25 protein-coding genes are annotated in these 25,361 nt (G+C 71.9%); 12 read left to right on the plus strand and 13 right to left on the minus strand.

From position 1 onward, the window contains the following. Positions 1-65: 65 nt before the first annotated feature. The 3 genes from EJC51_RS40620 to EJC51_RS40630 all read left to right on the plus strand — a co-directional run bounded on the left by EJC51_RS40620 (position 66) and on the right by EJC51_RS40630 (position 3,599). On the plus strand, positions 66-887 hold the full coding sequence (locus EJC51_RS40620; RefSeq protein WP_126275660.1) for an SAM-dependent methyltransferase: 822 nt from the start codon (positions 66-68) through the stop codon (positions 885-887). After that, on the plus strand, positions 884-3,019 hold the full coding sequence (locus EJC51_RS40625; RefSeq protein WP_126275661.1) for a putative bifunctional diguanylate cyclase/phosphodiesterase: 2,136 nt from the start codon (positions 884-886) through the stop codon (positions 3,017-3,019). Before EJC51_RS40620 ends, EJC51_RS40625 begins: the two co-directional genes overlap by 4 nt. 124 nt (positions 3,020-3,143) lie before the next feature. Further along, positions 3,144-3,599: an ester cyclase gene (locus EJC51_RS40630; protein ID WP_126275662.1), complete on the plus strand. Its 456-nt coding sequence runs from the start codon at positions 3,144-3,146 to the stop codon at positions 3,597-3,599. A gap of 7 nt (positions 3,600-3,606) precedes the next feature. Here the strand turns inward: EJC51_RS40630 and EJC51_RS40635 are convergent, their stop codons facing one another. Then, positions 3,607-4,491, minus strand: coding sequence for a LysR family transcriptional regulator (locus EJC51_RS40635; protein WP_059194780.1), 885 nt, complete (start codon positions 4,489-4,491; stop codon positions 3,607-3,609). A 131-nt stretch (positions 4,492-4,622) separates the two neighbouring features. On the opposite strand from EJC51_RS40635, the gene EJC51_RS40640 reads away from it, so the two are divergent. The 7 genes from EJC51_RS40640 (at position 4,623) to EJC51_RS40670 (ending at position 11,668) form a co-directional block, all read left to right on the plus strand. After that, positions 4,623-5,294 (plus strand): succinate dehydrogenase, encoded by a 672-nt coding sequence (locus EJC51_RS40640; RefSeq protein WP_126275663.1) that lies wholly within the window; start codon positions 4,623-4,625, stop codon positions 5,292-5,294. Positions 5,295-5,296: 2 nt separating this feature from the next. Continuing rightward, complete coding sequence (locus EJC51_RS40645) at positions 5,297-7,246, plus strand: fumarate reductase/succinate dehydrogenase flavoprotein subunit (protein WP_126275664.1); 1,950 nt, start codon at positions 5,297-5,299, stop codon at positions 7,244-7,246. Beyond that, the gene (locus EJC51_RS40650; protein ID WP_126275665.1) at positions 7,243-7,992 is read left to right on the plus strand and encodes a succinate dehydrogenase/fumarate reductase iron-sulfur subunit; all 750 of its coding nucleotides are present in this window, start codon (positions 7,243-7,245) and stop codon (positions 7,990-7,992) included. The genes EJC51_RS40645 and EJC51_RS40650 overlap by 4 nt, the downstream gene beginning before the upstream one ends. 134 nt (positions 7,993-8,126) lie before the next feature. Next, complete coding sequence (locus EJC51_RS40655; protein ID WP_126275666.1) at positions 8,127-9,152, plus strand: hypothetical protein; 1,026 nt, start codon at positions 8,127-8,129, stop codon at positions 9,150-9,152. 155 nt (positions 9,153-9,307) lie between these two features. Further along, complete coding sequence (locus EJC51_RS40660; protein WP_126275667.1) at positions 9,308-10,075, plus strand: GNAT family N-acetyltransferase; 768 nt, start codon at positions 9,308-9,310, stop codon at positions 10,073-10,075. Next, positions 10,075-10,884, plus strand: coding sequence for a lysophospholipid acyltransferase family protein (locus tag EJC51_RS40665; protein ID WP_126275668.1), 810 nt, complete (start codon positions 10,075-10,077; stop codon positions 10,882-10,884). Before EJC51_RS40660 ends, EJC51_RS40665 begins: the two co-directional genes overlap by 1 nt. Positions 10,885-10,987: 103 nt before the next feature. Continuing rightward, entirely contained in the window at positions 10,988-11,668 is a 681-nt protein-coding gene (locus EJC51_RS40670; protein WP_126275669.1) for an SDR family NAD(P)-dependent oxidoreductase, read from the plus strand. Between the two features lie 76 nt (positions 11,669-11,744). On the opposite strand, the gene EJC51_RS40675 is transcribed toward EJC51_RS40670, so the two are convergent. The 4 genes from EJC51_RS40675 to rpmF are packed head-to-tail and all read right to left on the minus strand — an operon-like array spanning position 11,745 to position 16,493. Beyond that, positions 11,745-14,075, minus strand: a complete 2,331-nt coding sequence (locus EJC51_RS40675) for an ATP-binding cassette domain-containing protein (protein ID WP_126275670.1) — start codon at positions 14,073-14,075, stop codon at positions 11,745-11,747. A gap of 11 nt (positions 14,076-14,086) precedes the next feature. Then, the gene (locus tag EJC51_RS40680; RefSeq protein WP_126275671.1) at positions 14,087-15,094 is read right to left on the minus strand and encodes an LLM class flavin-dependent oxidoreductase; all 1,008 of its coding nucleotides are present in this window, start codon (positions 15,092-15,094) and stop codon (positions 14,087-14,089) included. 54 nt (positions 15,095-15,148) lie between these two features. Beyond that, positions 15,149-16,315 (minus strand): GTP-binding protein, encoded by a 1,167-nt coding sequence (locus EJC51_RS40685; RefSeq protein WP_126275672.1) that lies wholly within the window; start codon positions 16,313-16,315, stop codon positions 15,149-15,151. 7 nt (positions 16,316-16,322) lie between these two features. Next, positions 16,323-16,493, minus strand: a complete 171-nt coding sequence (rpmF, locus tag EJC51_RS40690; RefSeq protein ID WP_097271518.1) for a 50S ribosomal protein L32 — start codon at positions 16,491-16,493, stop codon at positions 16,323-16,325. Between the two features lie 95 nt (positions 16,494-16,588). Here rpmF and EJC51_RS40695 point away from each other — a divergent pair, with 95 nt between their 5' ends. Further along, positions 16,589-17,080, plus strand: coding sequence for a phosphatase domain-containing protein (locus tag EJC51_RS40695; protein ID WP_126275673.1), 492 nt, complete (start codon positions 16,589-16,591; stop codon positions 17,078-17,080). A gap of 10 nt (positions 17,081-17,090) precedes the next feature. On the opposite strand, the gene EJC51_RS40700 is transcribed toward EJC51_RS40695, so the two are convergent. The 5 genes from EJC51_RS40700 to egtA are packed head-to-tail and all read right to left on the minus strand — an operon-like array spanning position 17,091 to position 21,870. After that, on the minus strand, positions 17,091-17,306 hold the full coding sequence (locus tag EJC51_RS40700; protein ID WP_059194767.1) for a dodecin: 216 nt from the start codon (positions 17,304-17,306) through the stop codon (positions 17,091-17,093). 43 nt (positions 17,307-17,349) lie between these two features. Beyond that, positions 17,350-18,312, minus strand: a complete 963-nt coding sequence (gene egtD / locus EJC51_RS40705) for an L-histidine N(alpha)-methyltransferase (protein ID WP_126275674.1) — start codon at positions 18,310-18,312, stop codon at positions 17,350-17,352. Beyond that, entirely contained in the window at positions 18,309-19,088 is a 780-nt protein-coding gene (gene egtC, locus EJC51_RS40710; RefSeq protein WP_126275675.1) for an ergothioneine biosynthesis protein EgtC, read from the minus strand. Before egtC ends, egtD begins: the two co-directional genes overlap by 4 nt. Next, positions 19,088-20,398: an ergothioneine biosynthesis protein EgtB gene (gene egtB, locus EJC51_RS40715; RefSeq protein ID WP_126275676.1), complete on the minus strand. Its 1,311-nt coding sequence runs from the start codon at positions 20,396-20,398 to the stop codon at positions 19,088-19,090. The genes egtC and egtB overlap by 1 nt, the downstream gene beginning before the upstream one ends. Beyond that, the gene (egtA, locus tag EJC51_RS40720; RefSeq protein ID WP_244363068.1) at positions 20,395-21,870 is read right to left on the minus strand and encodes an ergothioneine biosynthesis glutamate--cysteine ligase EgtA; all 1,476 of its coding nucleotides are present in this window, start codon (positions 21,868-21,870) and stop codon (positions 20,395-20,397) included. Before egtA ends, egtB begins: the two co-directional genes overlap by 4 nt. 277 nt (positions 21,871-22,147) lie before the next feature. Between egtA and EJC51_RS40725 the strand changes: the two genes are divergently transcribed. Further along, positions 22,148-22,963: a TIGR02452 family protein gene (locus tag EJC51_RS40725; RefSeq protein ID WP_166683042.1), complete on the plus strand. Its 816-nt coding sequence runs from the start codon at positions 22,148-22,150 to the stop codon at positions 22,961-22,963. A 63-nt stretch (positions 22,964-23,026) separates the two neighbouring features. Here EJC51_RS40725 and EJC51_RS40730 read toward each other — a convergent pair whose 3' ends face one another. The 3 genes from EJC51_RS40730 to EJC51_RS40740 form a co-directional block, all read right to left on the minus strand. Further along, positions 23,027-23,473: a type II toxin-antitoxin system PemK/MazF family toxin gene (locus EJC51_RS40730; protein ID WP_126275677.1), complete on the minus strand. Its 447-nt coding sequence runs from the start codon at positions 23,471-23,473 to the stop codon at positions 23,027-23,029. Between the two features lie 37 nt (positions 23,474-23,510). Next, positions 23,511-24,995: a flotillin family protein gene (locus EJC51_RS40735; protein ID WP_126275678.1), complete on the minus strand. Its 1,485-nt coding sequence runs from the start codon at positions 24,993-24,995 to the stop codon at positions 23,511-23,513. A 133-nt stretch (positions 24,996-25,128) separates the two neighbouring features. Next, on the minus strand, positions 25,129-25,347 hold the full coding sequence (locus EJC51_RS40740) for a hypothetical protein (RefSeq protein ID WP_244363070.1): 219 nt from the start codon (positions 25,345-25,347) through the stop codon (positions 25,129-25,131). Positions 25,348-25,361 lie beyond the last annotated feature (14 nt).

Consider the following 25,361-nt stretch of genomic DNA (forward strand, 5'->3'; position numbering starts at 1 on the left):
TCGTTTGGCAGGCGATCAGTAGCCTCAGCTCGAACACCGGATCGCCTGAAGCCTTGGAGAGCTAGATGGAGCGTCCCGCCTGGGCCCCACGGAGCATCGACATCTCGGTGCCCAGTGTCTCGCGGATCTACGACTACTACCTGGGCGGCTCGCACAACTTCGAGGTCGACCGGGAAGCCGCTCGCAAGGCAATGGAGTTCATGCCGGGACTGCCCAAGATCATGCAGGCGAACCGGGCGTTCATGCGGCGGGCGGTGCGTTTCGCCGCCGAGCAGGGCATCTCCCAGTTCCTGGACATCGGTTCGGGCATCCCCACCTTCGGCAACGTCCACGAGGTGGCCCAGGCCGCCAGGCCCGACGCGCACGTCGTCTACGTCGACCACGACCCGGTGGCCGTCGCCCACAGCCAGGCCGTCCTCGCCGGGAACGAGCGCGCGGGCGTCGTCGCGGCGGACCTGCGCAAGCCGCAGGAGATCCTCGCGAGCCCCGAAGTACAGCAACTGATCGACCTGAACCGGCCGGTGGCCCTGCTTCTCGTTGCCATACTGCACTTCGTGGAAGACGAGGACGACCCGTACGAGGCCGTGGCCGAGCTGCGCGACGCGCTCGCGCCCGGCAGCCTGCTGGTGCTCACGCATGCCTCGTACGAGGGAATCCCGCTGCCCGCGGAGCGGGCCGGGGGTGCGGTGGACGTGTACAAGGACATTCGCAACCCGCTGATCATGCGCTCGCGCGAACAGATCGCGCGGTTCTTCGAGGGGTACGACATGGTGGAACCGGGACTGGTGCCGATGCCGCACTGGCGGCCGGAGACGGAGACCTGGGACCCTGAGGACGAGGATCCCTGGGCGTTCTCCGGGTTCGCCGGCGTGGGGCGTACCGCGTGATCGCCGAGCCGGACGGGCCGGAGGACAGACTGCGCCGGTTCGCGACGATCTGGAGCCGGGCGGTGTTCCCGGTGACCACGACGTCCTCGACCCGGCCCGAGTTCGAGGAACAACTCCTGCCGCTGGCCCGCCGGTTGAGCGAGGCGCTGCGGGCCAGGACCTTCGACGCCGACGAGGGCAGGGCCGTCGGCGCCGCGCTCGTCACGGTGCACTGCACCGACCCGGAGGCGCTCAGCCGGACGCTGGACTGCGTCGACGCCTATCTGGTGCTGTACTGCGGCGGCGACGGCGACCAGCAGGACCTGCGGGTGCGCGCCTCCCGTATCCAGCACGCCATGGCCGCCGGGTTCGCGCAGGCGCTGCGTGAGCGGACGCTGGCCGAGCAGGAGGCGATCTCCGCGGCCGCGCTGAAGGCGCAGGGCGTGGTCGCCGAGGCGCTGCACGCGAGTGAGGCCCGCTTCCGCGCGGTGTTCGAGGGCGCCGCCATAGGGATCGGCATGGCCGACCTCGACGGCAACATCCTCCAGGTCAACGAGGCGCTGCTGCGGATGTTCGGCATCACCGAGAAGGCGATGCTGGGCCGCAACGTGGCGGAGTGGACCCACCCCGAGGACGCGCCGCAGACCTGGACCCTCTACGACGAACTCGTCCGCGGCGACCGCGAGCACTACCACGTGGAGAAGGCGTTCTCCCGCCCTGACGGAACGGTCCTGTGGACCAACCTCACGGTCTCCCTGCTGCGCGACGCGGACGGCAACCCGCAGTACCAGCTGGCGCTGATGGAGGACACCACCGAGCGCCGGCTCCTCAACCTCCGGCTGCGCTACGAGGCCACCCACGACGCGCTCACCGGCCTGCCCAACCGCACCTTCTTCTTCGAACGCCTGGAGAAGGCGCTCGGCGCGGGCAAGGGTCAGCGGTTCGGGCTGTGCTACCTCGACCTCGACGGCTTCAAGACCATCAACGACAGCCTCGGCCACGCGGCCGGCGACCGGCTGCTCGTCGAGGTGGCCGACCGGCTCCAGTCCTGCACGACCGCGCCCGGTGAGATGGTCGCTCGTCTGGGCGGTGACGAGTTCGTGGCGCTGACGACGGGGACCGACACCGAGCGCGGGGTCGACGAGCTCGCCTCGCGGATCATGAACGCGCTGGTCGCCCCGGTCAGCGTCGACGGCCGTGAGCTGACCGTGCGCGGCAGCATCGGCATCGTCGAGGGCCCGGCCGGGGAGCGCAGCGCGGCGGAGGTGCTGCGCAGCGCCGACATCACGATGTACCGGGCCAAGGCCTCGGGCGGCAACCGCTTCGAGCTGGCGGACGCGGAGGCGGACGCGCGGGCGATCACCCGGCACGGCCTGACGACCGCGCTGCCCACGGCCCTGGACCGGGGCGAGTTCTTCATCGAGTACCAGCCGCTGGTCCACCTCGGCGACGGCAGCGTCCGCGGCGCCGAGGCCCTGGTCCGCTGGCTGCATCCGCAGCACGGCGTCCTCGGCCCCGACCGGTTCATCCCGCTCGCCGAGCACACCGGTCTGATCGTCCCGCTGGGCCGCTGGGTCCTGGAACAGTCCGTCCGGCAGGCCCGTGACTGGCGCGAGCGGCACGCGGACGCAGGGCCGATGCGCATCAACGTCAACCTCTCGCCGTGCCAGCTCACCCACCCCGGCCTGGTGCAGGACACGGTGGACATCCTGGAGCGCACGGGCGTCGAGCCCGACGCGCTCTGCCTGGAGGTCACCGAGTCGGCGCTGATCGGCGCGGACGACGACCTGCTCAAGCCCTTGCGCCGGCTGGCCGAGATGGGCGTCGACATCGCCCTGGACGACTTCGGCACCGGCTACTCGAACCTGGCGAACCTGCGCCGCCTGCCGGTGAGCATCCTCAAGCTGGACCGCTCCTTCACCCAGAGCATGCAGCAGTTCCCGGCCGACCCCGTCGACCTGAAGATCGTCGAGGGCATCGTCTCGCTCGCGCACAGCCTGGACCTCGCGGTCACGGTCGAGGGCGTGGAGACCGGCGCCCAGGCCGAGCAGCTGCGGATACTGGGCTGCGACACGGCCCAGGGCTGGTACTACGCCCGGCCCGGCCCGCCGGAGCGGCTGCACCAGCTGGCGCTGGTGGACGCGACGGGGTGAGGACCGTGGCCGCGCGGTGATCCGTGCGGTGGCTGTCCGGTGAACCGTTGCGGTGGCTGGCCGGTGTCCCCCTTCCTACGATCGAAGAGGGGCCACCGGCACCCTGAGCGGAGGGAGCGCGGACATGGACGTCACCAACATGCGTCGCCTCTTCGAGGCCCACCGCGAGGCCGAGGCGGCGCGCGACATCGACTCGATCCTCCAGACCTTCGTCGACGACTGCTTCCTGGAGACCCAGGCCCTGGGGCTGCGCAGTCAGGGGCGGGACGCGGTGCGAGCCGCGTACGAACAGCAGTACTTCATCGCCTTCCCGGACCTCACTCCGCAGGACGAGGGCATCGCCTTCGGTGACCAGGTCATCGTGGTGTGGGGGACGCTGCGCGGCACGAGCCGGGGCGACTGGCTCGGGGTTCCGCCCGGTGGAGGTTCCTTCGAGGTGCCCTTCGCCAACGTCGTCCCCTTCGAGCAGGGCCTCATGGCCGGCGAGACGATCTACTTCGACCTGGCCACGCTGTGCGAACAGGCGAGGATCCCGCTGGACGCCGTACGGCAGGCAGCGGCGGAGCGTAGGGCGCGCTAGCGGGCCGTCACCTTTCGAGCAGCATCCGCTGCAACTCCCGTGCGGCGCGCGGCGGTGCCACGTCGCTGCGGTGGGCCAAGGCGATCGTGCGGTGCAGACCGGGACGGGCGAGCGGCGTGACCCGGAGGCCCCGGCCGGAACGCGCCGCGACCATGCGCGGTACGACGGCCACCCCCAGCCCCGCGCGCACGAACCCCAGCACCGCGTCCATCTCCCCGCCCTCCACCGCGAAGTCCGGCTCGAAGCCCTCGGCACGACAGGCGGCGACCGTCAGTTCGCGCAGGTCGTAGCCGTGCCGGAACATCACCAGACGTTCGCCCTCCAGGTCGGCGATGCGTACGGTGCGGCGGCCGTCGCCCGGCTTGGGAGCCTCCGGGGACGAGACCACCACCAGGTCCTCCCGCAGCAGCTCCACCGTCGTCAGCGCGGGGGAGGGTGTCGGGAGCGGGAGCACGACCAGCGCGAGGTCCAGGGCGCCACGGGCCAGTTCGCGGACCAGGTCGTGGGAGCCACCCTCCTCGATGAGGAGCCGGATGCCGGGATAGCGGTCGTGGAAGGCGCGCAGGACGTCCGGGAGGAGACCGGTGCACAGGCTGGGGGTCGCGCCCAGGCGGACCCGGCCGCTGCGCAGCTGGACCAGTTCCTGCACCTCGTACCGGGCGGTGTCCGCGTCGGCCAGGATGCGGCGGGCGAGCGGGAGCAGGGCCTCGCCCGCGTCGGTGAGGGTGATGTTGCCCCGGGCCCGGAGGAACAGGTCCGCGCCCAGCTCCCGCTCCAGCGCCTTGATCTGCTGGGACAGCGACGGCTGGGCGACGTGGACCAGGTCCGCGGCCCGGGTGAAGTGCCTGGTCTCGGCGACCGCCACGAAGTACTGGAGCTGCGTGAACTGCATGGCCGTACGATAACCGCTCGATAGCCACAGCCTATGGAAACAAGGCGGACCATGTCTTGGACCGATGGGGCCGCACGGCCCTAGCGTTCATGAACATGGCACTGGCAACGCGGACGGACCGACGGCCGTCCATGGCACGCACCGTGTGGGACAGCTCCGTCGGCAAGAAGACGGTGATGGCCGTCAGCGGGCTGATCATGCTGTCGTACCTGGTCGTCCACATGATCGGGAACCTGAAGATCTTCTTCGGGGCCGGCGAGTTCAACCACTACGCGCACTGGCTGCGCACCCTCGGCGAGCCGTTCATGCACTACGAGTGGACGCTGTGGGTCATCCGCGTCGTCCTCGTCGTCGCGGTCGTCGCGCACGCCGTCTCCGCCTACCAGCTCAGCCGCCGCGACATCAAGGCGCGACCCACCAAGTACGTCCACGGCAAGCCGCGGGCCAGCTACGCGACCCGCACCATGCGCTGGGGCGGCATCATCCTCGGCCTCTTCATCGTCTGGCACATCCTGGACCTGACGACCGGCACTGTGCACTCGGGCGGCTTCCAGGAGGGGCACCCCTACCAGAACGTCGTGGACACCTTCTCCACCTGGTACGGCAACGTCATCTACATCGTCGCGATGCTCGCCCTCGGCCTGCACGTCCGGCACGGCTTCTGGAGCGCCGCCCAGACCCTCGGCGCCGGCAGCCGCACCCGCGACCGCGCCCTGAAGGCCACGGCCAACGTCCTCGCACTGCTGCTCACGGCCGGCTTCATCGCCGTACCCGTGGGCGTCATGACCGGAGTGGTGAGCTGAACATGACCTCTTACGCGCAGTACGCGACCGGCGAACCGGTCGTCGACACCAAGGCCCCGTCCGGCCCGGTCAACGAGCGCTGGGACAAGCGCCGTTTCGAGGCCAAGCTGGTCAACCCCGCCAACCGGCGCAAGCACACCGTGATCGTGGTGGGGACGGGGCTGGCGGGTGGTTCGGCGGGTGCCACGCTCGCCGAACAGGGGTACCACGTAGTCCAGTTCTGCTACCAGGACTCCCCGCGCCGCGCCCACTCCATCGCCGCGCAAGGAGGCATCAACGCGGCGAAGAACTACCGCAACGACGGCGACTCCATCCACCGGCTGTTCTACGACACCGTCAAGGGCGGCGACTTCCGGGCCCGGGAGTCGAACGTGCACCGGCTCGCGCAGATCTCCGTCGAGATCATCGACCAGTGCGTGGCGCAGGGCGTGCCGTTCGCGCGGGAGTACGGCGGCTTGCTCGACACCCGGTCCTTCGGCGGTGTGCAGGTCTCGCGCACCTTCTACGCCCGTGGCCAGACGGGTCAGCAGCTGCTGCTCGGCGCCTACCAGGCCCTCAGCCGGCAGATCGCCGCCGGGAACATCGAGATGCACCCGCGGACCGAGATGCTCGACCTGATCGTCGTCGACGGGCGGGCCCGCGGGATCGTGGCCCGGGACCTCATCACCGGGAAGATCTCCACCTACTTCGCGGACGCCGTCGTCCTCGCCAGCGGTGGCTACGGCAACGTCTTCTACCTGTCGACCAACGCGATGAACTCCAACGCCACCGCCATCTGGCGGGCCCACCGGCGCGGCGCGTACTTCGCCAACCCCTGCTTCACGCAGATCCATCCCACCTGCATCCCGCGCACCGGCGACCACCAGTCCAAGCTGACGCTGATGAGCGAGTCGCTGCGCAACGACGGCCGGATCTGGGTGCCGAAGGCCAAGGGCGACGACCGGCCGCCGAACAAGATCCCCGAGGACGAGCGCGACTACTACCTGGAGCGCATCTACCCCTCCTTCGGCAACCTCGTCCCCCGTGACATCGCCTCCCGCGCCGCGAAGAACGTCTGCGACGAGGGGCGCGGGGTCGGACCCGGCGGGCAGGGCGTCTACCTCGACTTCGCCGACGCCATCAAGCGCCTGGGCCGCAAGGCGGTCGAGGCCAAGTACGGCAACCTCTTCGACATGTACGCGCGGATCACCGACGAGGACCCGTACCAGGTCCCGATGCGGATCTACCCCGCCGTGCACTACACGATGGGCGGGCTGTGGGTCGACTACGACCTCCAGACCACCATCCCCGGCCTGTTCGCGATCGGTGAGGCCAACTTCTCCGACCACGGCGCGAACCGGCTCGGTGCCTCGGCGCTGATGCAGGGGCTCGCCGACGGCTACTTCGTGCTCCCGGCGACCATCAACGACTACCTCGCCCGCAACCCGGACCAGGGCGAGGTGAGCGTCGAACACCCCGTCGTCCAGGAGGTGTTGGCGGAGACCGAGGACCGGCTCAACCTGCTGCTCGCCGTCGACGGCGACCGCACCCCCGACTCCTTCCACCGCGAGGTCGGCGAACTCATGTGGGAGTTCTGCGGCATGGCCCGCACCGACGCCGGACTGCGCAAGGCCCTGGAGCGCATCCCGCAGATCCGCGAGGAGTTCTGGCGGCGCATCAAGGTCCCCGGCACCGGCGAGGAGTTCAACCAGTCGCTGGAGAAGGCGAATCGCGTGGTCGACTACCTGGAGCTCGCCGAGCTCATGTGCCTCGACGCACTGCACCGCGCCGAGTCCTGCGGCGGCCACTTCCGCGAGGAGTCCCAGACCCCGGACGGCGAAGCGGCCCGCCGGGACGAGGAGTTCGCCTACGCGGCCGCCTGGGAGTTCACGAGCACCGGCTCATCTCCCGTACTGCACAAGGAAGACCTGGTCTTCGAGTACGTCCACCCCACCCAGCGGAGCTACGCATGAAGCTCACCCTGCGCGTCTGGCGGCAGAAGAACGCCGACGCCGAAGGCGCCATGTCCACGTACGAGGTGGACGGCATCTCCTCCGACATGTCCTTCCTGGAGATGCTCGACACGCTCAACGAGGAGCTCATCCTGCGCGGTGAGGACCCCGTCGCCTTCGACCACGACTGCCGCGAGGGCATCTGCGGCGCCTGCTCACTCGTCATCAACGGCGACGCCCACGGGCCCGAGCGCACCACCACCTGCCAACTGCACATGCGGTCCTTCAAGGACGGCGACACGATCGACATCGAGCCGTGGCGGGCGTCGGCGTTCCCGGTGATCAAGGACCTGGTCGTGGACCGGTCGGCCTTCGACCGGATCATCCAGGCGGGCGGCTACATCACCGCGCCGACGGGTGCCGCGCCGGAGGCGCATGCCACGCCGGTGCCCAAGCCGGACGCCGACTTCGCCTTCGAGCACGCCGAGTGCATCGGCTGCGGGGCGTGTGTCGCCGCGTGCCCCAACGGGGCGGCGATGCTGTTCACCTCCGCCAAGGTCAACCACCTGAACGTGCTGCCGCAGGGGGCGCCCGAGCGGGAGACGCGGGTCCTGGACATGGTGGCGCAGATGGACGAGGAGGGCTTCGGCGGCTGCACCCTCACCGGCGAGTGCGCGACCGCCTGCCCGAAGGGCATCCCGCTGATGTCGATCACGAGCATGAACAAGGAGTGGCTGCGGGCCACGCGCAAGGTCGCCAAGAGGTAGACCCGCCGGTCACTGGCGAGGTCGCCAAGAGGCAGACCGCACAAGGACGTTCGCCGACAGGGTGCGGACGGGCGGGGCCGGGAGTGGTGCTCCCCGGCCCCGTCTCGCGTTCCCGGCCTCGATAGCCTGTGCGCATGATCTTCGGAACACAGACGGGGGAGCGGTTCCTCGAGGCCGTCACCGCATTCGAGACCGCGGTGCGCGGACAGGACCCGGACGGGGCCGAGCGCGCGTTCCAGGAGCTGCACCGCAGCCTCGGCGAGGCGGGCCCGCACGAGACCGCGCAGGCCGCACCCCGGCTCGCCGCGCTGCTCCCCGAGGTGCCGCCGGGGCCGCGCGGCGTCGTGGCGGTGATCGTCGGCGCGTGCGTGGAACGCGGCGCGGACCCGCGGCCCTGCGCCCCGTATGTCTTCGTGGAGCTGGCCGAAACCCTCGCCGAGATCGGGGAGTTCTGCGAACGCTGGCAGGAGACCGGCGGCGGCGACCACCCCCACCCGGACGACAGCGACGCCCACCCGGCCCTCTTCGAGCGGGTGGGCCCCGAAGCGGCCCTGGCCTGGCTGTCGTTGCCCCAGTTCGAGATGGCCTGCCTCGCCCTGCTCAACGACCCCGGCGTGCGCACCGCGCTGGACAGGTCGCTGCGCGCCCGGCTGGTGCGGGCGGTCACCGCGGTCGAGGAGACGACCGGGCACCAGTTCAAGTGCCTGAAGTACGCGCTGCTCGTCCTCGACGACGAACCGCTGGTCGTCCTGCACCGCCCGTCCGGCACCGGCTACCGGATGCGCATGGGCGGCATAGGCGACAACTTCCAGCTGCACACCCTCCTCGCGGACCTCCTCGTCGGCGGCGGTCACGTGCCCGGCCGGGCCCCGTCGCCGCAGGAGGTCGCCGTGTGCCGGGACGCGCCCGGACAGGTGCACACCGTGGGCTCCTTCAACCTCATGACACCCGGCGGGGAGTGGGTGTGGAACGAGGGCACCCCGGCCGACATCCCCGTCGTCGACGGCGTACGCCTGCTCGTCCTGGACCCGCCGGCCTACGAGCGCAGCTGGCCCTCGGGCCGGTTCTTCCCGAACATGACCGGAGACCTCGTCCTGGAGCGCGTCCTCGACGAGGCGGAGACGCGCTACTGGCTGGAAGGTTGCGTCCCGGCCACGTGACGGTCACGGACCACGGCGTTCAACAACCCCACATCCCGGCTCCCGCCCCCGGTCATGTACCGGCCAGACGGCATCGGAAGAACAGGTACGCGCAGGTCGTTCCCGCCGGCCTGTTCTTCCCCTCAGGCCGACCGGCCCGTGACCTGGAGTGAGCCATGACCGCCGTATCCGCTCTGGACTCCCCGCCCCTCTCCGCCACCCCCACCCGCTACACCGTCTCCCTGGCCCGTGACGAGGCCGACGTGCGCGCCGCCCAGCGGCTGCGGCACGACGTGTTCGCCGGCGAGATGGGCGCCCTGCTCGCGAGCCCCCAGCCGGGGCACGACGTCGACGCCTTCGACGCCTACTGCGACCACCTGCTCGTCACCGACACGAGCACCGGACAGGTCGTCGGCACCTACCGGCTGCTGCCGCCCGAGCGGGCCGCGATCGCCGGACGCCTGTACTCCGAGGGCGAGTTCGACCTCGCCCCGCTCGACGCGCTGCGCCCCGGCCTGGTCGAGGTCGGCCGCTCCTGCGTGCACCCCGACCACCGGGACGGCGCCGTCATCTCGCTCATCTGGGCCGGCATCGCCCGCTACATGATCGACCGCGGCCACGAGTGGCTGGCCGGCTGCTGCTCCATCCCGCTCGCCGACGGCGGCGCACTGGCCTCCGCGACCTGGGACCGGGTGCGGGCCAAGCACCTGGCGCCGGAGGAGTTCCGGGTGCGCCCGCTGCTGCCGTGGGTCCCCGGCGAGCCCGCCGCCGGACGCGGCGAGCTGCCCGCCCTGTTGCGCGGCTACCTCCGGCTCGGCGCCTGGGTCTGCGGGGAGCCCGCCCACGACCCGGACTTCGGGGTCGCCGACCTGTACGTGCTGCTGTCGATGCGCCGGGTCAACCCGCGCTATCTGCGGCACTTCCTCTCCCTCGTGCCGGCCTGATGAGCGTCTGGCTGCCGAGCGCGCCCTGCACCCCGGGGACGTGCGTGGAGCCGACGGGGTCCGCCACGGCCGTACCGCGTGCCGTGCTGCGGCTCGTGGCGGTCGTGGCCCTGGTGCTCGCCGGGGTCGCGCTGCTGCCGCTCGGCGGGCGGATCCCCGCCGAGGTGGTCAGGCGGTGGTGCCGGTGGATCGTACGGGCCGCCGGGGTCCGGGTCCGTGTCACCGGCACCGCCGCGCCCACCGGCGGCACCCTGCTGGTCGCCAACCACATCTCCTGGCTGGACATCCCGCTGCTCGGCGCCGTGCGCCCGGCGCGGATGGTCGCCAAGGCCGAGATCCGGCGGTGGCCGGTGGCGGGCGCGCTCGCCGCCAGGGGCGGGGTCCTGTTCATCGACCGGGACCGGCTGCGCGCCCTCCCGGACACGGTCGACCACATCGCCCGCGTGCTGCGCGCCGGCCAGGCGGTCGGCGTCTTCCCCGAGGGCAGCACCTGGTGCGGACGCGCCCAGGGCACCTTCCGCCGCGCCGCTTTCCAGGCCGCCCTGGACGCGCGGGTCCCGGTCCAGCCGGTGCGGCTGCGCTACCGCTTGGACGGCGGTACGGCCAGCACCGCGCCCGCGTTCGTCGGCGAGGACAGTCTGCTCGCCTCGGTGTGGCGGGTGGTGTCGGCGCGGGGGCTGGTGGCGGAGGTGGAGATACGGGAGGCCATTCCGTACGGCAGCCACCCCGACCGGCGCTCGCTCGCGCTGGCCGTGCAGCCGGGAGCGACGTCTCAACCGGGTTGGATCCACTCGGCGTTGGTGGCGTAGAACGTGTAGGTACCGCAGGCCGGTCGACACCCGTGAGCCACCCTGAGACTCTTCCTCGGCAGGCCATGCCTGTGCCGGCGAACTCGCCATCGAGGGAGTGGACATGAGAAGCGCACACCCCGGACCGGTCCATGTCGTCGGCGCCGGGCCGGGGGTCGGCGCCGCGGTGGCCCGACGTTTCGCCCGCGCCGGGCACCCGGTGGGTCTCGTCGCCCCCGACCCCGCCCGGCTGGCCGCGCTGACCCTGGACCTGATCGCGGAGGCCGTCGCGACGGAGTCGTACCCGGCCGACGCGAGCGACCCCGTCGAACTCGCGCGAGCCTTGACGGTGCTCGCCGAACGGCAGGGCCCCGCAGAGGTGTTGTGCTTCGGCCCAGCGCCGGGGGCGGTCCTGAGCGAGTCGGTGCCGGAGACCGGAGCGGCCGAGCTGGAGCGGGCGTCGGCATCGCACGTCGTCGGTGCCGCGGCCGCCGTACAGGCCGTGCTGCCCGCCATGCGGACGGCCGGACGCGGCACGTTGCTGTTCGTCACCGACGGCGCCGAGGCGGCGCACGCGCATCCGGAGCGGGCGGCGAGCGCGGTCGTCGGATCGGCACAGCGGGCGTACGTGGCGCTGCTGGCCGAGTCGCTCGCCGACAGTCCGCTGCACGTCGCCCACTTGGCGCTGACCGGCCCCGCCCGGACCCACGACCCGGACCGTGTCGCCGACCGCCTCTGGCGGCTGCACCACGCGGGCGGCCCGGCGTACGCGGTGCTGGAGGAGAGACCGGGAGCCCAGCGCTGAGGCCTGTTCAGCCCAGGACGCCGGCCAGATGGGCGGCTGTCGTGCTGCCACCGCCGGTGGGGCCTGCGCAGGGAGTTCAGCCCAGGGCGCGGGCCAGATAGGTCGCTGTCGCGCTGCCCTCCGTGCGTGCCACCTCGGTCGGCGGTCCGGCCGCGACGATCCGCCCGCCCTGGTCGCCGCCGCCCGGGCCCAGGTCGATCACCCAGTCCGCGCCCGCGACGACCGACATGTCGTGCTCGACGACGATGACGGTGTTCCCGGTGTCGACGAGGCCGTGCAGTTGGCGCATCAGGACGTCGACGTCAGCGGGGTGCAGGCCGGTGGTGGGCTCGTCGAGGAGGTAGAGGGTGTGGCCGCGGCGGCCGCGCTGGAGTTCGCTCGCGAGCTTGATGCGCTGTGCCTCCCCGCCGGAGAGTTCGGTGGCGGGCTGGCCGAGGCGCAGATAGCCGAGGCCCACGTCGAGCAGGGTGCGCAGGCTGCGCGCGACGGCCGGGGTGTCCGCGAAGAAGTCCGCCGCGGACTCCACGGTGAGGTCCAGCACCTGCGCGATGTTCCGCCCCCGGTACGTCACTTCGAGGGTCTCGGGGTGGTAGCGGGCGCCGCCGCAGTCCGGGCACGGGGCGTAGGTGCTCGGCAGGAACAGCAGCTCCACGCTGACGAACCCCTCGCCCTGGCAGGTCTCGCAGCGCCCGCCGCTGACGTTGAAGGAGAACCGCCCCACACCGAAGCCGCGCCGACGGGCCTCCTCCGTCGCCGCGAACTCCTTGCGGACGACGTCGAACAGGCCGGTGTAGGTGGCGAGGTTGGAGCGCGGAGTACGTCCGATGGGCCGTTGGTCGACCGAGACGAGCCGGCCCACGCCCGCGAGGTCCTCCGTGATCTCCCCGATGAGCGTGGACTTGCCCGAACCCGAGACGCCGGTCACGGCGGTGAGGACGCCGAGCGGGAACTCCGCGGTCACGGCGCGCAGGTTGTGCCGGGAGACGGGGCCGACCTTCAACTGCCCGCCGGGGCTGCGTACTTCACGCACCGGGACGGGCGAGCGGTCGAAGAGATACCGGGCGGTGGCCGACTCCTCGACCGAGGCCAGGTCCGCCACCGGTCCGCTGTGCAGCACCCGGCCACCGTGCTCACCGGCGAGCGGCCCCACGTCCACCAGCCAGTCCGCGCCCCGCACGACGTCGAGGTGGTGCTCCACCACGAACACCGAGTTGCCCGCCGCCTTCAGCCGCGCCAGGACGGTGAGAAGGGCCTCCGTGTCGGCCGGGTGGAGTCCGGCGGACGGTTCGTCGAGGACGTACACCACACCGAACAGGCCCGAGCGCAACTGGGTGGCCAGGCGCAGGCGTTGGAGTTCACCCGCGGAGAGGGTGGGGGTGGCCCGGTCGAGGCTCAGGTAGCCGAGGCCGAGTTCGAGGACGGGGGCGATACGGGACCGCAGGTCGTCGGTGAGGACACGGGCGGTCTCACCGTCCGCGACGAGATGCCCGGCCAGATCGGTCAACGGCAGGGCGGCGAGCTCGGCGATGGTCCGCCCCGCGAACGTCACCGCCAGCGCCTCCGGCCGCAGCCGGCTGCCCCCGCACGCCGGACAGGGCGCACTGCTCAGAAACCGCTCCGCCTTCGCCCGCAGGGTCGGGCTCTTGGAGTCCGAGAAGGTCTTCATGACATACCGGTGCGCGCTCATGTACGTGCCCTGGTAGGGCCGTTGGATGCGTTCGGCGTCCCGCACCGGGTGCACGGTGACGACCGGCTGCTCGTCCGTGAACAGGATCCACTCCCGCTGCTCGGCGGGGAGTTCACGCCAGGGCCGGTCCACGTCGTACCCGAGCGCGTCGAGGATGTCGCGCAGGTTCTTGCCCTGCCAGGCCCCGGGCCAGGCGGCGATCGCCCCGTCCCGGACGGACAGCGAGGGGTCGGGTACGAGCAGCTCCTCACTGGTCCGGTGCACGCGCCCCAGCCCATGGCACTCCGGACAGGCCCCGGCGGCCGTGTTCGGCGAGAACGCGTCCGACTCGAGCCGCTCGGCCCCCGCTGGGTAGTCGCCGGCCCGCGAGAACAGCATCCGCAGCGAGTTCGACAGGTTGGTGACCGTCCCGACCGACGACCGCGACGTCGGCGCGGCCCGCCGCTGCTCCAGCGACACGGCCGGCGGCAGCCCGGTGATCTCCCCGACCTTCGGCGCCCCGACCTGATGGATCAGCCGCCGCGCATACGGCGCCACCGACTCGAAATACCGCCGCTGAGCCTCCGCGTACACGGTCCCGAACGCCAACGACGACTTCCCGGACCCTGAGACCCCGGTGAAGACGACGAGCACGTCCCGTGGGATGTCGACGTCCACGTTCTTCAGGTTGTGCTCCCGGGCACCGCGGACACGGACATACGGGTCATGTGGGGTGCGCATGAGGGGGAACTCTAGTCGGAGACGATCGAGGCCAGCCGTCGGTAGGAGTCCAGCAGGGCGTCGCGGTCGTACGTGCTCGTCGTGACCAGGACCTCCTGGGCGGCCGTCTCCTTCAGTACCGTCTCCAGCTCGTGGGCGACCTGGTCCTCGGTGCCCGCGATGTGGCCGGTGAGGCCGGACTCGTAGAAGCCGCGCTCCCTGGGGGACATCGGGAGGGAGGCGACGCGGTCGGCCGGGGGCAGGGGCGGGAACGTGCCGTGGGTGCGGGAGTGGGCCATCGACCAGGCCTCGGGGATCAGGAGGTGGTGGGCCTCCTCGGGAGTCGCGGCCACGGCGATCGTGCCGGAGATGACGACGTACGGCTCGCTCGCCCAGGGGGAGGGGCGGAAGTGGGCGCGGTAGTGGTCGATGCCGCGGCGCATCTTCTCGCGGTTCCTGAGGTCGCCGATGACCATCGGCAGGCCCGCCCGGGCGGCGATGGCGGCGCCCTCGCCCATCGCGAGGACGAAGGGCGGGACGCTCAGGCCCTCCGCGGGGCGGGCGTGGACCCCGGTCGGGGAGGTGCCGGTGAACCAGCCGAGCAGTTCGTCGAGCTGGGCGGCGAAGGCGTCGGCGTCGTCCTTGTCGCGGCCCAGCGCCTTGCGGACGCCGTCCGTGAAGCCGACCGAGCGGCCCAGGCCCATGTCGATGCGGCCGGGGAAGAGGGACTCCAGCACGCCGAACTGTTCGGCCACGACCAGGGGCCGGTGGTTCGGCAGCATCACACCACCCGTGCCGACCCGGATACGCCCCGTCGCCGCCGCCACGGCCGCCGCCAGGACCGTCGGCGCGGAACCGGCGACACCGGGCACGCCGTGATGCTCCGACACCCAGAACCGGTGATAGCCGAGCGCCTCCACCTCCCGCGCGAACCGCACGGTGTCCCGCAGCGCCTCGGCGTTCGAGTGCCCCTCGCGGGTGCGGGAACGGTCGAGGACGGAGAACCGGACGGTCTGCTGGCTGAGGCTCACCTCTGTCATGACGCTGTGCGGGGGTCCGGTATTCCGCCGGCCGTCTCCGTCTCCGTCTCTGTCTCAGGCCGTCAGGGTGTGCTCGTGCTCGCAGGAGTCGTCGATCCCGTACGTGTCCCATGCGGGGAAGGGGTCAGGGAAGGGCGCGCAGTCGTCCGGCGTCATGAGGCAGGTCGTGAGTGCCCTGTGCAGACCCGCGTGGTCCAAGCCCGTGCCGATGAACACCAGCTCCTGCGCGTACGGCGCCTCCTCGTCGCGTGCCGCCGAGGGCTCGAAGCGGGCCACCGAGCCCGACTGGGACCACAGGCCCGTCACCAGCGGGCGGCTCGCGAGGGTGAAGAAGCCCTTCGAGCGCAGGACGCGGCCGTGGGCGCCGCCGTCGAGGTCTTGCGTCACGAAGTCCCACAACCGGGTTGGATGGAAGGGGAGTTCGGAGCGGAAGACGGTGGAGGAGACGCCGTACTCCTCGGTCTCGGGGACGTGCTCGCCGTTGAGCTCCTGGACCCAGCCCGGCGCCTGCTGTGCGCGGTCCAGGTCGAACAGCCCGGTGCCCAGGACCTGTCCGAGGTCCACGCGGGCGTGGCGGGCGTCGACGATCCGGGCGACGGGGTTGAGGCGGCGCAGGGTCGCGCGCAGGCGGGCCGCGGCGTCGGCGTCGACCAGGTCGAGCTTGTTGAGGACCAGGACGTCCGCGAACTCGATCTGGTCCACGAGCAGATCGCTCACCGTGCGTTCGTCGTCCTCGAAGGGCGCGAGGCCGCGCTCGGCGAGTTCGTCGCCGCTGTCCAGCTCGGGCAGGAAGTTGGCCGCGTCCACGACCGTGACCATGGTGTCCAGGCGGGCGACGTCCCCGAGCGTGGCCCCGTCGTCGCGGGCGAAGGCGAAGGTGGCCGCGACGGGCAGGGGTTCGGAGATGCCCGACGACTCGATGAGCAGGTGGTCGAACCTGCCCTCCCGGGCCAGCCGGTCGACCTCCTCCAGCAGGTCGTCGCGCAGCGTGCAGCAGATGCAGCCGTTGGTCATCTCGACCAGGCGTTCCTCGGTGCGCGACAGCGCGGCCTCGCCGCCCCGCACCAGCGCGGCGTCGATGTTGACCTCGCTCATGTCGTTGACGATCACGGCGACCCGCAGGCCCTCGCGGTTGGCCAGCACATGGTTGAGCAGCGTGGTCTTGCCCGCCCCGAGGAACCCGGACAGGACGGTGACCGGCAGGCGGTCGTGGGGAGGCATCGGGCGCTCAGCCTTCGGGGCGCAGCAGGCCGCGCTCGTACGCCTTGACCAGGTTCTGCGGTACGAGGTGACGTACGCCGTCGATCGTGACGGGCACCAGCGACGGCGTGGCCGCCTTCCACTGCGCGCGGCGGTGGCGGGTGTTGCTGCGGGACATCTTCCGCTTGGGGACAGCCATGACAGGGACCTCCTCGGTGGGGCAGCGAGCACCGAGGACGCTACATGAAAATGGATCTCATTAACAATTGGCGCTTCTTGGTTAGGGTGAGTGCCGTGACCGACAGCAGCGAGCGCCCCCTGGCCGTGTTCGACCTCGACAACACCCTCGCGGACACCGCCCACCGGCAGCACTTCCTGGAACGGCAGCCGCGCGACTGGGACGGCTTCTTCGCCGCCGCGCCCGCCGACCCGCCCCTCCCGCAGGGCATCGCGCTGGTCCTGGAGCACGCGGCGGAGTGCGAGGTCGTCTACCTCACCGGCCGGCCCGAGCGCTGCCGCCAGGACACGCGGGACTGGCTGGCCGCGCAGGGGCTGCCCGACGGCCGCGTTTACATGCGGCGGGACAACGACCGCAGGCCCGCCCGGCGCACCAAGCTGGAGACCCTCCGCCGCCTCGGTCGCACCCGGGACGTCCGGGTGCTGGTCGACGACGACGAACTGGTCTGCGCGGACGCCGAGCAGGCCGGTTTCACGGTGGTACGGGCCCGCTGGACCGCCCCTTCCGCCGCGCTGAAGAACGCGCAGGAGCGGGAGGGGCGGACCTGAGAGCGGACGCTCAGTCCGACTCCTCCAGGCGGAAGCCGACCTTCAGGCCCACCTGCCAGTGCGCGACCTGACCGTTCTCGATCTGGCCCCGCACCTGCGTCACCTCGAACCAGTCGAGGTTGCGGAGGGTCTGGGAGGCGCGGCTGATCCCGTTGCTGATCGCCTGGTCGACGCCGTCGGGCGAGGTGCCGACGATCTCGGTCACCCGATAGGTGTGATTCGTCATGGAACCACCGTGCCCCAGGCGACGGCCGAGCGCGAGCCGTCCGTCACCGCACCCGGCTCAGCGACAACGCGAAACGGCCCTCCTCGTCCGTCCACCAGTGGGACAACTCAAGCCCCGCGGCGGACAGTTCGGACCGCACGCCCTCCTTGCGGAACTTCGCCGAGATCTCGGTGTGCAGCTCCTCGCCCGCCGCGAAGTCCACGGCGAGGTCCAGCGCCGGGATCTTCACCGTCTGTGCGGTGCGGGACCGCAGCCGCATCTCGATCCACTCGTGCTCCGCGTCCCACAGCGCCACATGGTCGAAGGCGCCGGGGTCGAAGTCGGCGCCCAGCTCGCGGTCGACGACGGTCAGGACGTTCTTGTTGAACGCGGCCGTCACGCCCGCCGCGTCGTCGTACGCCCTGACCAGCACCTTCTCGTCCTTCACGAGGTCCGTGCCGAGCAGCAGGGCGTCGCCGGGGGAGAGCAGGGCGCGGACCGAGGCCAGGAATACCGCCCGCTCGGCCGGCAGCAGGTTGCCGATCGTGCCGCCGAGGAAGGCGACCAGCCGGGGGCCCGGCGTCTCGGGCAGGGCCAGTTCGGCGGTGAAGTCCGCGATGAGCGCGTGCACGCTCAGCGCCGGCCGCTCGGCGATGAGCGCGTGACCGGCCTGGGTGAGCGCGCTCTCGCTGACGTCGACCGGCACGTACGTGTGCAGCTCGGTGAGCGCGTCGATGACGTACCGCGTCTTCTCCGAGGAGCCGGAGCCCAGTTCGACCAGGGTGCGGGCCCCGGTCGCCGCGGCGATCTCCCCGGCGCGGGCGACGAGGATCTCGCGCTCGGCGCGGGTGGGGTAGTACTCCTCCAACTCGGTGATCCGGTCGAAGAGTTCGCTGCCGTGGGCGTCGTAGAACCACTTCGGCGGGAGCGTCTTCGGGGTGCGGGTCAGGCCGTTGAGGACGTCGGCGCGCAGGGCGGCCTCGGTGGCGTCCTCGGGCAGGGTGCGGGTGAGAAGGAACGGACTCACGTGCGGGGCTCCTTCGGTGGTTCCATGGACGGTTCCTTGAGCGGCGTGAGCAGCACGTCCGTGCCGCTGGCCGCGAGCAGGGTGCGGTCGGGGACCTCCTGCCAGTGCGGATCGTCGTCGTACGGCTCGGAGGCCACGACCGTGCTGCGGCCGGGGCTCGCGAGATACCAGAGCGTGTCGCCCCAGGCGGTCGCGGCGATGGACTCGCCGTTGGTGAGCAGCAGGTTCAGCCGGGACCCGGGGGCCGCCTCGGCGACCTCCAGGACCGTGTCGGCCAGCGCCTGCCCCTCCTCGTCGCCCGCCCGGAGCCGGGCGAGGACCAGCGCCCACACGAACGCCGAGTCGTTGCGGGCCTCCATCGCCAGCAGGTCCGCTGCCGGAAGGGTCTCCGTCAGCGGTGCCAGGGAGCGGGGCCAGCCCTTGACGGCGCCGTTGTGGCTGAACAGCCACGGCCCGCTCGCGAACGGGGCCGCAGCCGCCTCGGCGTCCGCGCCCGAGAGCGTCGCGTCCCGGACCGCCGCGAGGAGGGCGGAGGCGCGGACGACTCGCGCGAGGTCGGCGAAGGACTGGTCCGCCCAGATCGGGCCCGCCCGCCGGTAGCGGGCCGGTACCGGGTCGCCCGGTGCGTACCAACCGACCCCGAAACCATCGGCGTTGACCGTACCGTACCGCTGGCGCCGCGGCGCCCACGACTGCCGGTACAGGCCGTGCGCCGGCGTCACCAGGAGTCTGCCGAGCGGCTCCTCGGGCCCCAGGTAGGCCAGGTGACGGCACATCAGACGCCCTCCGCGGACCGGGCGGTGCGGAAGCCGGAGAAGATCTGCCGCCGGATCGGGTAGTCCCAGTTGCGGAACGTGCCCCGGCAGGCCACCGGGTCCACGGCGAACGAGCCGCCGCGCAGCACCTTGTACTCGGGGCCGAAGAACACCTCCGAGTACTCCTTGTACGGGAACGCCCGGAAGCCCGGGTACGGCAGGAAGTCGCTCGCCGTCCACTCCCACACGTCGCCGATCAACTGGCGTACCCCCAGCGGCGACTCACCCTCGGGGTAGCTGCCGGCCGGGGCCGGGCGCAGATGCCGCTGGCCGAGGTTGGCGTGCTCGGGCGCCGGGTCGGCGTCGCCCCACGGGTAACGCATCGAGCGGTCCGTGGTCGGGTCGTGCCGGGCGGCCTTCTCCCACTCGGCCTCCGTCGGCAGCCGGCGCCCCGCCCAGCGGGCGTACGCTTCGGCCTCGTACCAACTCACGTGCACCACCGGCTCGTCGGGCGGGACCACCTCGGTGACGCCGAACCGCCGGCGCAGCCACTGGTCGCCGTCCCGGCGCCAGAACAGCGGGGCGTCGATCGAGTGCTCCCGGATGTGCGCCCAGCCGGCCGGCGACCACCAGCGGTCGACCCAGTAGCCGCCGTCCTCGATGAACTCCTGGTACGCCTCGTTCGTGACCGGAGCGGTGTCGATCCAGAACGGCGCCACCTCACGCCGGTGCGCGGGGCGTTCGTTGTCCAGCGCCCAGGGCTCGTCCGAGGTGCCCATCATGAACGGGCCGCCGGGGACGAGGACTTCGGCCGGACCGGTGTACAGCGGGGCCGGGGCCGGGTCGGGCGCGGTCAGGGCCTGGGGGCCCTTGCGGAGCTGATGGGTGATCAGCATCGTCTCGTCGTGCTGCTGTTCGTGCTGGGCGATCATCCCGAAGGCGAAACCGGCCTCGGTGAGCCGGGTGCCGTGGAAGTCGGTCGACTCCAGCAGGTCCAGGACCCTGCCGCGCACCTCCGCCGCGTACTGCCGGGCCTCGACGGGCGGCAGCAGCGGCAACTTGGGCCGTTCGGCGCGCGGGTGCTCGAAGGCGTCGTACAGGCCGTCGATCTCCGGGCGCATCGCCTCCCGGCCCGCGACCCCCCGCAGCAGCCACAGCTCCTCCTGGTTGCCGATGTGGGCGAGGTCCCACACCAGCGGGGACATCAGCGGCGAGTGCTGGGCGGTGAGGTCGGGGTCGTCGACGCAGCTGGTCAGCAGCGTCGTGCGGTCGCGGGCCGTGGTGAGAGTGGTCAGCGCCCGTACGCGGAGCGTCTCGGCGTCGTCGGTCATGTGCGGAGGTCCTTCCCGTGCGGCCGGTCCAGCGGGTCGTCGGCGGGGTTCTTGCGGTGCGGCCGGTCCAGTGGTCCGTCGGCGAGGTTGTTGCGGTGCGACCGGTCCAGTGGATCGGAGGCGGGGTCCTTGCCGTGACGCCGGTCCGGACCGACGCGGCCCTCAAGGGCGCCGACAAGCAGGTCGTCGGCGGGGTCCGTGCCTCGCAGCTGGTCCAGCAGGTCGTCGGCGGGACAGCGGCCCCGGCGGACGTAGCGCTCCAGATACGTGGCGACGGCGTCCTGGACCCCGACGGTTGCGCCGAGCCTCGGCAGGGCGTCCAGGGCGGCCGTGAAGCACTGCACGGCCACCTCGTGCAGCTCCGGGTCGGCGAGGCCGGTGCGTGCCGCGTCCAGCCACAGCGGGTTGTGCGGGGCGGGCAGCCCCTGCGCCCGCTCCGCCAGCGGCTTCACCGCGCGGTAGGCGGTCTCGGCCGCCTCCGGGTCGTCGAACAGCGCCGTCGTCACCGCCAGCGGCACGATCCAGCCGTCCTCGCCGGGCTGGGCGTCCATCATGCGCAGCTCGATGTGGCCCCGTGGTCTGATCGGCGGGAACAGGGTGGTGAGGTGGTAGTCGAGATCCTCGCGGGTCGGCGGCCTCGGCACGCCGGAGCGGGTCCACTCCCGGAAGGTCATGCCGTCCGGGACGTCCCAGGCGCCGTCGTCTCGCCGTATGCACATCACCGGGGCGTCGAGCACATGCCGCGCCCAGGTCGCGCGGGGGTCGCCGTCCAGCGCGGGCGCGCCCGCGCGGCCCGCGCCGATCTCCATCCACAGCAGCTGCCGGGTGGAGAGCCAGCCGGTGGGTTCGCGGCCGACCAGCGGGGAGTTGGCGAACGCGGCGACCAGGACCGCGCCCAGCTGGTGCGCGAGCCACCAGCGCCGCCCGTGCCCCAGCGGGCCCGGCTCCTCGTAGCCGGCGTCCAGGCAGACCTGCACGGACGCGGAGGTGCACATCATGGCGCGGCCGGCCGGACCGGTGCGGTCGAGGCACGCCTCCATGGCGTCGTAGCGGGGTTCGTGGAGATACCGGCGGGGCGAGTGCCAGGGATCGTGGCCCAGGCCGACGAGGCCGAGATCGTGCCCGGCGAGCGCCGTGCGGACGGCGTCGAGGTCGGCGGAGACGGTGCCGATGCACTCCATGAGGGAGGCGGCGGGCGGCGAGCTGAGCTCCAGCTGGCCGCCGGGCTCGACGGTGAGCGCCGAGCTCAGGGGCACGGCCCGCAGGGCGGCGTAGGCCGCTTCGAGTCGGCGGGTTGTGACGGGGAGCTGCGGTGTGCGCAGCTCGTGGACGAGCCATTCCACCTCGACCCCGACGGTGCGGGGCGGTCCGGTCTTGAAGCAGATGCCCCTGACCAGGGCCTCCACCTCGGCGGCGGACAGAGCGGTGCGGGGCTCCGTACAGTCGCTACAGTCGGTAACCGAATCGGACATGTCGGGATCCTCCTGAGATTCCACCATGCCACCGGCCCGGATGATGTTGGCCGGACCGGCATTGCTCGTCCCACCCAAAACCCTCGCGGCGATTCGCACAAGAGTGCACTTTCGCGCATTCGGGGCCGAGGATCTCTGTTTCCTGCGTGTTTCCTGGGCGTTCTCGAGGCGGGGAAACTCCGTTGCACCGTATGACCAGCATCGCCCACGATGCGTGCATGAGCACGACGGGGAAGCGCGCAGCGCGCGCGATCGAGGCGCCCACGGGGGTGGCGCCCTGAGCGCGCGCCTGCGCGGGATCGCGCAGCAGACCGAGGAGATCGTCGAGGCGGGTCTCTACCGCGCCTCCGACGGGCGCGAGGTGTCCATCGCGGCGGCGACCGAGGCGGCCCGGGCGGCGACGCGGCTGTACGGGCCGGAGCCGGTGGCCGTGCCGTCCTGGACACCGGCGGAGCTGTTCGTCGAGGTCACCGGCGAGAGCAGCCTGGAGGCCGCGCGCCGGCTCGGCGGCGCCCCGGCCGTCCTGAACTTCGCCTCGGCCCGCAACCCGGGCGGCGGCTATCTCAACGGCGCCCAGGCCCAGGAGGAGGCCCTGTGCCGGGCCTCCGCGCTGTACGCGTGCGTGCGGGAGACCCGGGACTTCTACGACCACCACCGGGCCCACCGCGACCCCTTCTACACGGACCGGGTCATCCACTCACCGGCCGTCCCCGTCTTCCGCGACGACCGCGGCCGACTCCTGGACGAGCCGTACCGCTGCGGCTTCCTGACGGCCGCCGCGCCCAACGCCGGTGTCGTCCGCCGTACGGCGCCGGAGCGGGCCGACGAGCTGCCGCGAGCCCTCGCCGTCCGCGCCGAGCGGGTGCTGGAGGTGGCGGCGGCCGAGGGGTACCGGCGGCTGGTGCTCGGGGCATGGGGGTGCGGGGTGTTCCAGAACGACCCGGTGCAGGTGGCCGGTGCCTTCCACGCGCTGCTGGCCCCCGGAGGGCGGTTCGACACGGCGTTCGAGCACGTCGTCTTCGGGGTCCTGGACCGCACGCCCGGCGGTGTGGTGCGCGGCGCCTTCGAGAAGGTGTTCCAGGTCCAGCCGTAGCGAAGGTGTTCCAGGTCCAGCCGTAGCGAAGGTGTTTCAGGTCCAGCCGTGGTGAACGTGCTTTCAGGTCCAGCCGTAGCGCTCGTGCAGCCGCCTCCTGACCAGGTCGAACCGGCCGCGGTCCAGCGCGCACGCCTCACGGCGCATGCCGTCCTCGTGCAGCCGCAGGACCCGGTCCACGTCCACCCACGAGTCGCGGCCCGACCGGTCCCAGGGCCCGCTCCCGATCGCCACCCACTCGCGGTCGCCGTCGTGCCGCTTGCTCGACAACTGCACGGCGAGGAAGGTCCCGGCCGCCTCCCTGGCCACCACCAGCACCGGCCGGTCCTTGCCGCGCCCGTCGTTCTCCTCGAAGGGCACCCAGGTCCACACGATCTCCCCGGGGTCCGGGTCGCCGTCGCGCGCGGGCGAGTACTCGGTGCGCACCCGGCCCACCTCGCGGGGGTCGGCCTCGGTGGTGGCGGTGGCGCCGAAGCGGCCGGGGACGTTCTCATCGGTAAACGCAGTCACGGGGGCACCTTAGAGGGTGCCCCCGTGAGCCGTTGCGTCAGTCCTCCTGGACCGACACCTTCTGCGCCGGCGGCTGCGGCGCGAGCCCGTTCAGGGACGAAGTCCCGGCCGGTGCCTGACCGTTCTGGTTCATCGACGCGAGCAGCTGGCGGGCCAGGCCGAGGCCCGTGCCGCCCATGGTGAGCGCCTTGGCGAACATGTCCGCCATGCCGTCGGCGCCGTTGAGCACCACCATGTTGTCGACGTTCCCGAACGCGGACGCCCCGGCCCGCACGATCTCCGGCCAGTTCTCGGCGAGTTGCTGGGCGACCACGGCCTCCTGGTTCTCGGCGAGGGCGGCGGCCCGCGCCTTGATGGCCTCCGCCTCGGCGAGTCCCTTGGCCTTCGTCGCCTCGGCCTGCGCGAGGCCCTTGGCCTGGGCCGCGGCGGCCTCGGCCTCACCGGTGGCGCGGGTCGAGGCAGCCGTCGCCGTACCGCGCGCCTTGGTCGCCTCGGCCTCGGCGGCCGCGGCCGTCTTGACCCGCGTCGCCTCGGCCGCGGCGGCCAGCTCGGTCTCCTTCGCCTTGGCCTGAGCCGCCGAGATACGCGCGTCGCGCTCGGCTTCGGCGATCGTGCGCTTCTCGTACGCCCTCGCGTCCGCGGGTTTGCGCACGTCCGCCTGGAGCTGCTGCTCGGTGCGCTGCGCCTCCAGTTCGGCGACCCGGGTCATCTGCACGACGACCTCCTGCCGGGCCGCGGCATCCGCGAGCGGTCCGGCCTGCTGGGCCTTGGCGGCGGCCTTGTCGCGCTCGGCCTGGTAGCCGGCCTGGAGGATCTCGCTGTCCCGGGTGGCCTCCGCCATCCGCGCGAACGACTGCTGCTCGGCCTCCGTGGCCAGCCGGTTCGCCTCGGCCTGCGCGATCCGCGCGTCCCGCTGGACGGCGGCGGCGTGCGGCATCGCGAGGTTCTGGATGTACCCGGTCGGGTCCTCGATCTCGTGGATCTGCAACGAGTCCACGATCAGCCCCAGCTTCTCCATCTCCGTGCCGCACGCGGCCCGGGTCTGCCCGGTCAGCTTCTCCCGGTCGCGGATCATGTCCTCGACCGTCAACCCGCCGACGATGGACCGCAGATGACCGGCGAAGACGTTGTGCACCCGCTCCGACATCAGCTTCTGCTGGTCGAGGAAGCGGCGCCCCGCGTTGGCGATCGACACGAAGTCGTCGCCCACCTTGAAGATGACCACCCCCCGCACCTTCAGCGGAATGCCCTGGTGGGTCACGCAGTCCACGTGCAGCTCGGTCTCGTTGAGGTCGAGGGACAGCTTGCGCACCGCCTGCACGCCGGGCAGCACCAGCGTGCCGCGCCCCGTGACGATCCGGAATCCCATGCCCTCTTCGAGGCCTTCGGTCCTGTGCTTGGAACCCGAGATGATGAGCGCCTCGTTGGGCTCGGCCACCCGCCACATCATCTTGAACACACCGATCAGAACGAGGACCGCACCTACCGCGATCCCCGCAACGACGCCGATGACCATCGGCATACGCCCCCTTTGCATGGTGCCCTTTCGGCACCGAACGAAGGGAGTGTGCGCCTCGGCGCAGTCGGGGTACAGACCCTGACGAACTCTTGTCGCAACCTTGACGCAAACGGCTCTCACCTGCGACAAAGCCTGCTCAACTGTCGTACGCCGCCTGCACGTAGACCGTTCTCGGCGGCTGGTACTCCACCACCATGACGACCGTGCCCCGCTCGATGCGGTCGCTGCCGGTGGCCGGATAGGCGAGGAAGTGCTCGGCGCCGCCGCGCACCCGGACGATCACCTCGCCGACGAGCCCGGGCCCGACCGTTCCGGTGACCCGCCCCATGAGCCCGACCATCGACGCATCGTCCATGGTCACAGGGTACG

This window comes from Streptomyces aquilus, from assembly GCF_003955715.1.
GTDB classification, from domain to species: Bacteria; Actinomycetota; Actinomycetes; order Streptomycetales; family Streptomycetaceae; genus Streptomyces; species Streptomyces aquilus.

Excerpts from the sequence above, each read along its gene's own strand:
- EJC51_RS40620 (WP_126275660.1), top strand. The coding sequence starts at position 66 with ATGGAGCGTCCCGCCTGGGCCCCACGGAGCATCGACATCTCGGTGCCC.
- EJC51_RS40630 (WP_126275662.1), top strand. The coding sequence starts at position 3,144 with ATGGACGTCACCAACATGCGTCGCCTCTTCGAGGCCCACCGCGAGGCC.
- EJC51_RS40635 (WP_059194780.1), bottom strand. The coding sequence starts at position 4,491 with ATGCAGTTCACGCAGCTCCAGTACTTCGTGGCGGTCGCCGAGACCAGG.
- EJC51_RS40640 (WP_126275663.1), top strand. The coding sequence starts at position 4,623 with ATGGCACGCACCGTGTGGGACAGCTCCGTCGGCAAGAAGACGGTGATG.
- EJC51_RS40645 (WP_126275664.1), top strand. The coding sequence starts at position 5,297 with ATGACCTCTTACGCGCAGTACGCGACCGGCGAACCGGTCGTCGACACC.
- EJC51_RS40650 (WP_126275665.1), top strand. The coding sequence starts at position 7,243 with ATGAAGCTCACCCTGCGCGTCTGGCGGCAGAAGAACGCCGACGCCGAA.
- EJC51_RS40655 (WP_126275666.1), top strand. The coding sequence starts at position 8,127 with ATGATCTTCGGAACACAGACGGGGGAGCGGTTCCTCGAGGCCGTCACC.
- EJC51_RS40660 (WP_126275667.1), top strand. The coding sequence starts at position 9,308 with ATGACCGCCGTATCCGCTCTGGACTCCCCGCCCCTCTCCGCCACCCCC.
- EJC51_RS40665 (WP_126275668.1), top strand. The coding sequence starts at position 10,075 with ATGAGCGTCTGGCTGCCGAGCGCGCCCTGCACCCCGGGGACGTGCGTG.
- EJC51_RS40670 (WP_126275669.1), top strand. The coding sequence starts at position 10,988 with ATGAGAAGCGCACACCCCGGACCGGTCCATGTCGTCGGCGCCGGGCCG.
- EJC51_RS40675 (WP_126275670.1), bottom strand. The coding sequence starts at position 14,075 with ATGCGCACCCCACATGACCCGTATGTCCGTGTCCGCGGTGCCCGGGAG.
- EJC51_RS40680 (WP_126275671.1), bottom strand. The coding sequence starts at position 15,094 with ATGACAGAGGTGAGCCTCAGCCAGCAGACCGTCCGGTTCTCCGTCCTC.
- EJC51_RS40685 (WP_126275672.1), bottom strand. The coding sequence starts at position 16,315 with ATGCCTCCCCACGACCGCCTGCCGGTCACCGTCCTGTCCGGGTTCCTC.
- rpmF (WP_097271518.1), bottom strand. The coding sequence starts at position 16,493 with ATGGCTGTCCCCAAGCGGAAGATGTCCCGCAGCAACACCCGCCACCGC.
- EJC51_RS40700 (WP_059194767.1), bottom strand. The coding sequence starts at position 17,306 with ATGACGAATCACACCTATCGGGTGACCGAGATCGTCGGCACCTCGCCC.
- egtC (WP_126275675.1), bottom strand. The coding sequence starts at position 19,088 with ATGTGCCGTCACCTGGCCTACCTGGGGCCCGAGGAGCCGCTCGGCAGA.
- egtB (WP_126275676.1), bottom strand. The coding sequence starts at position 20,398 with ATGACCGACGACGCCGAGACGCTCCGCGTACGGGCGCTGACCACTCTC.
- egtA (WP_244363068.1), bottom strand. The coding sequence starts at position 21,870 with ATGTCCGATTCGGTTACCGACTGTAGCGACTGTACGGAGCCCCGCACC.
- EJC51_RS40735 (WP_126275678.1), bottom strand. The coding sequence starts at position 24,995 with ATGCCGATGGTCATCGGCGTCGTTGCGGGGATCGCGGTAGGTGCGGTC.
- EJC51_RS40740 (WP_244363070.1), bottom strand. The coding sequence starts at position 25,347 with ATGGACGATGCGTCGATGGTCGGGCTCATGGGGCGGGTCACCGGAACG.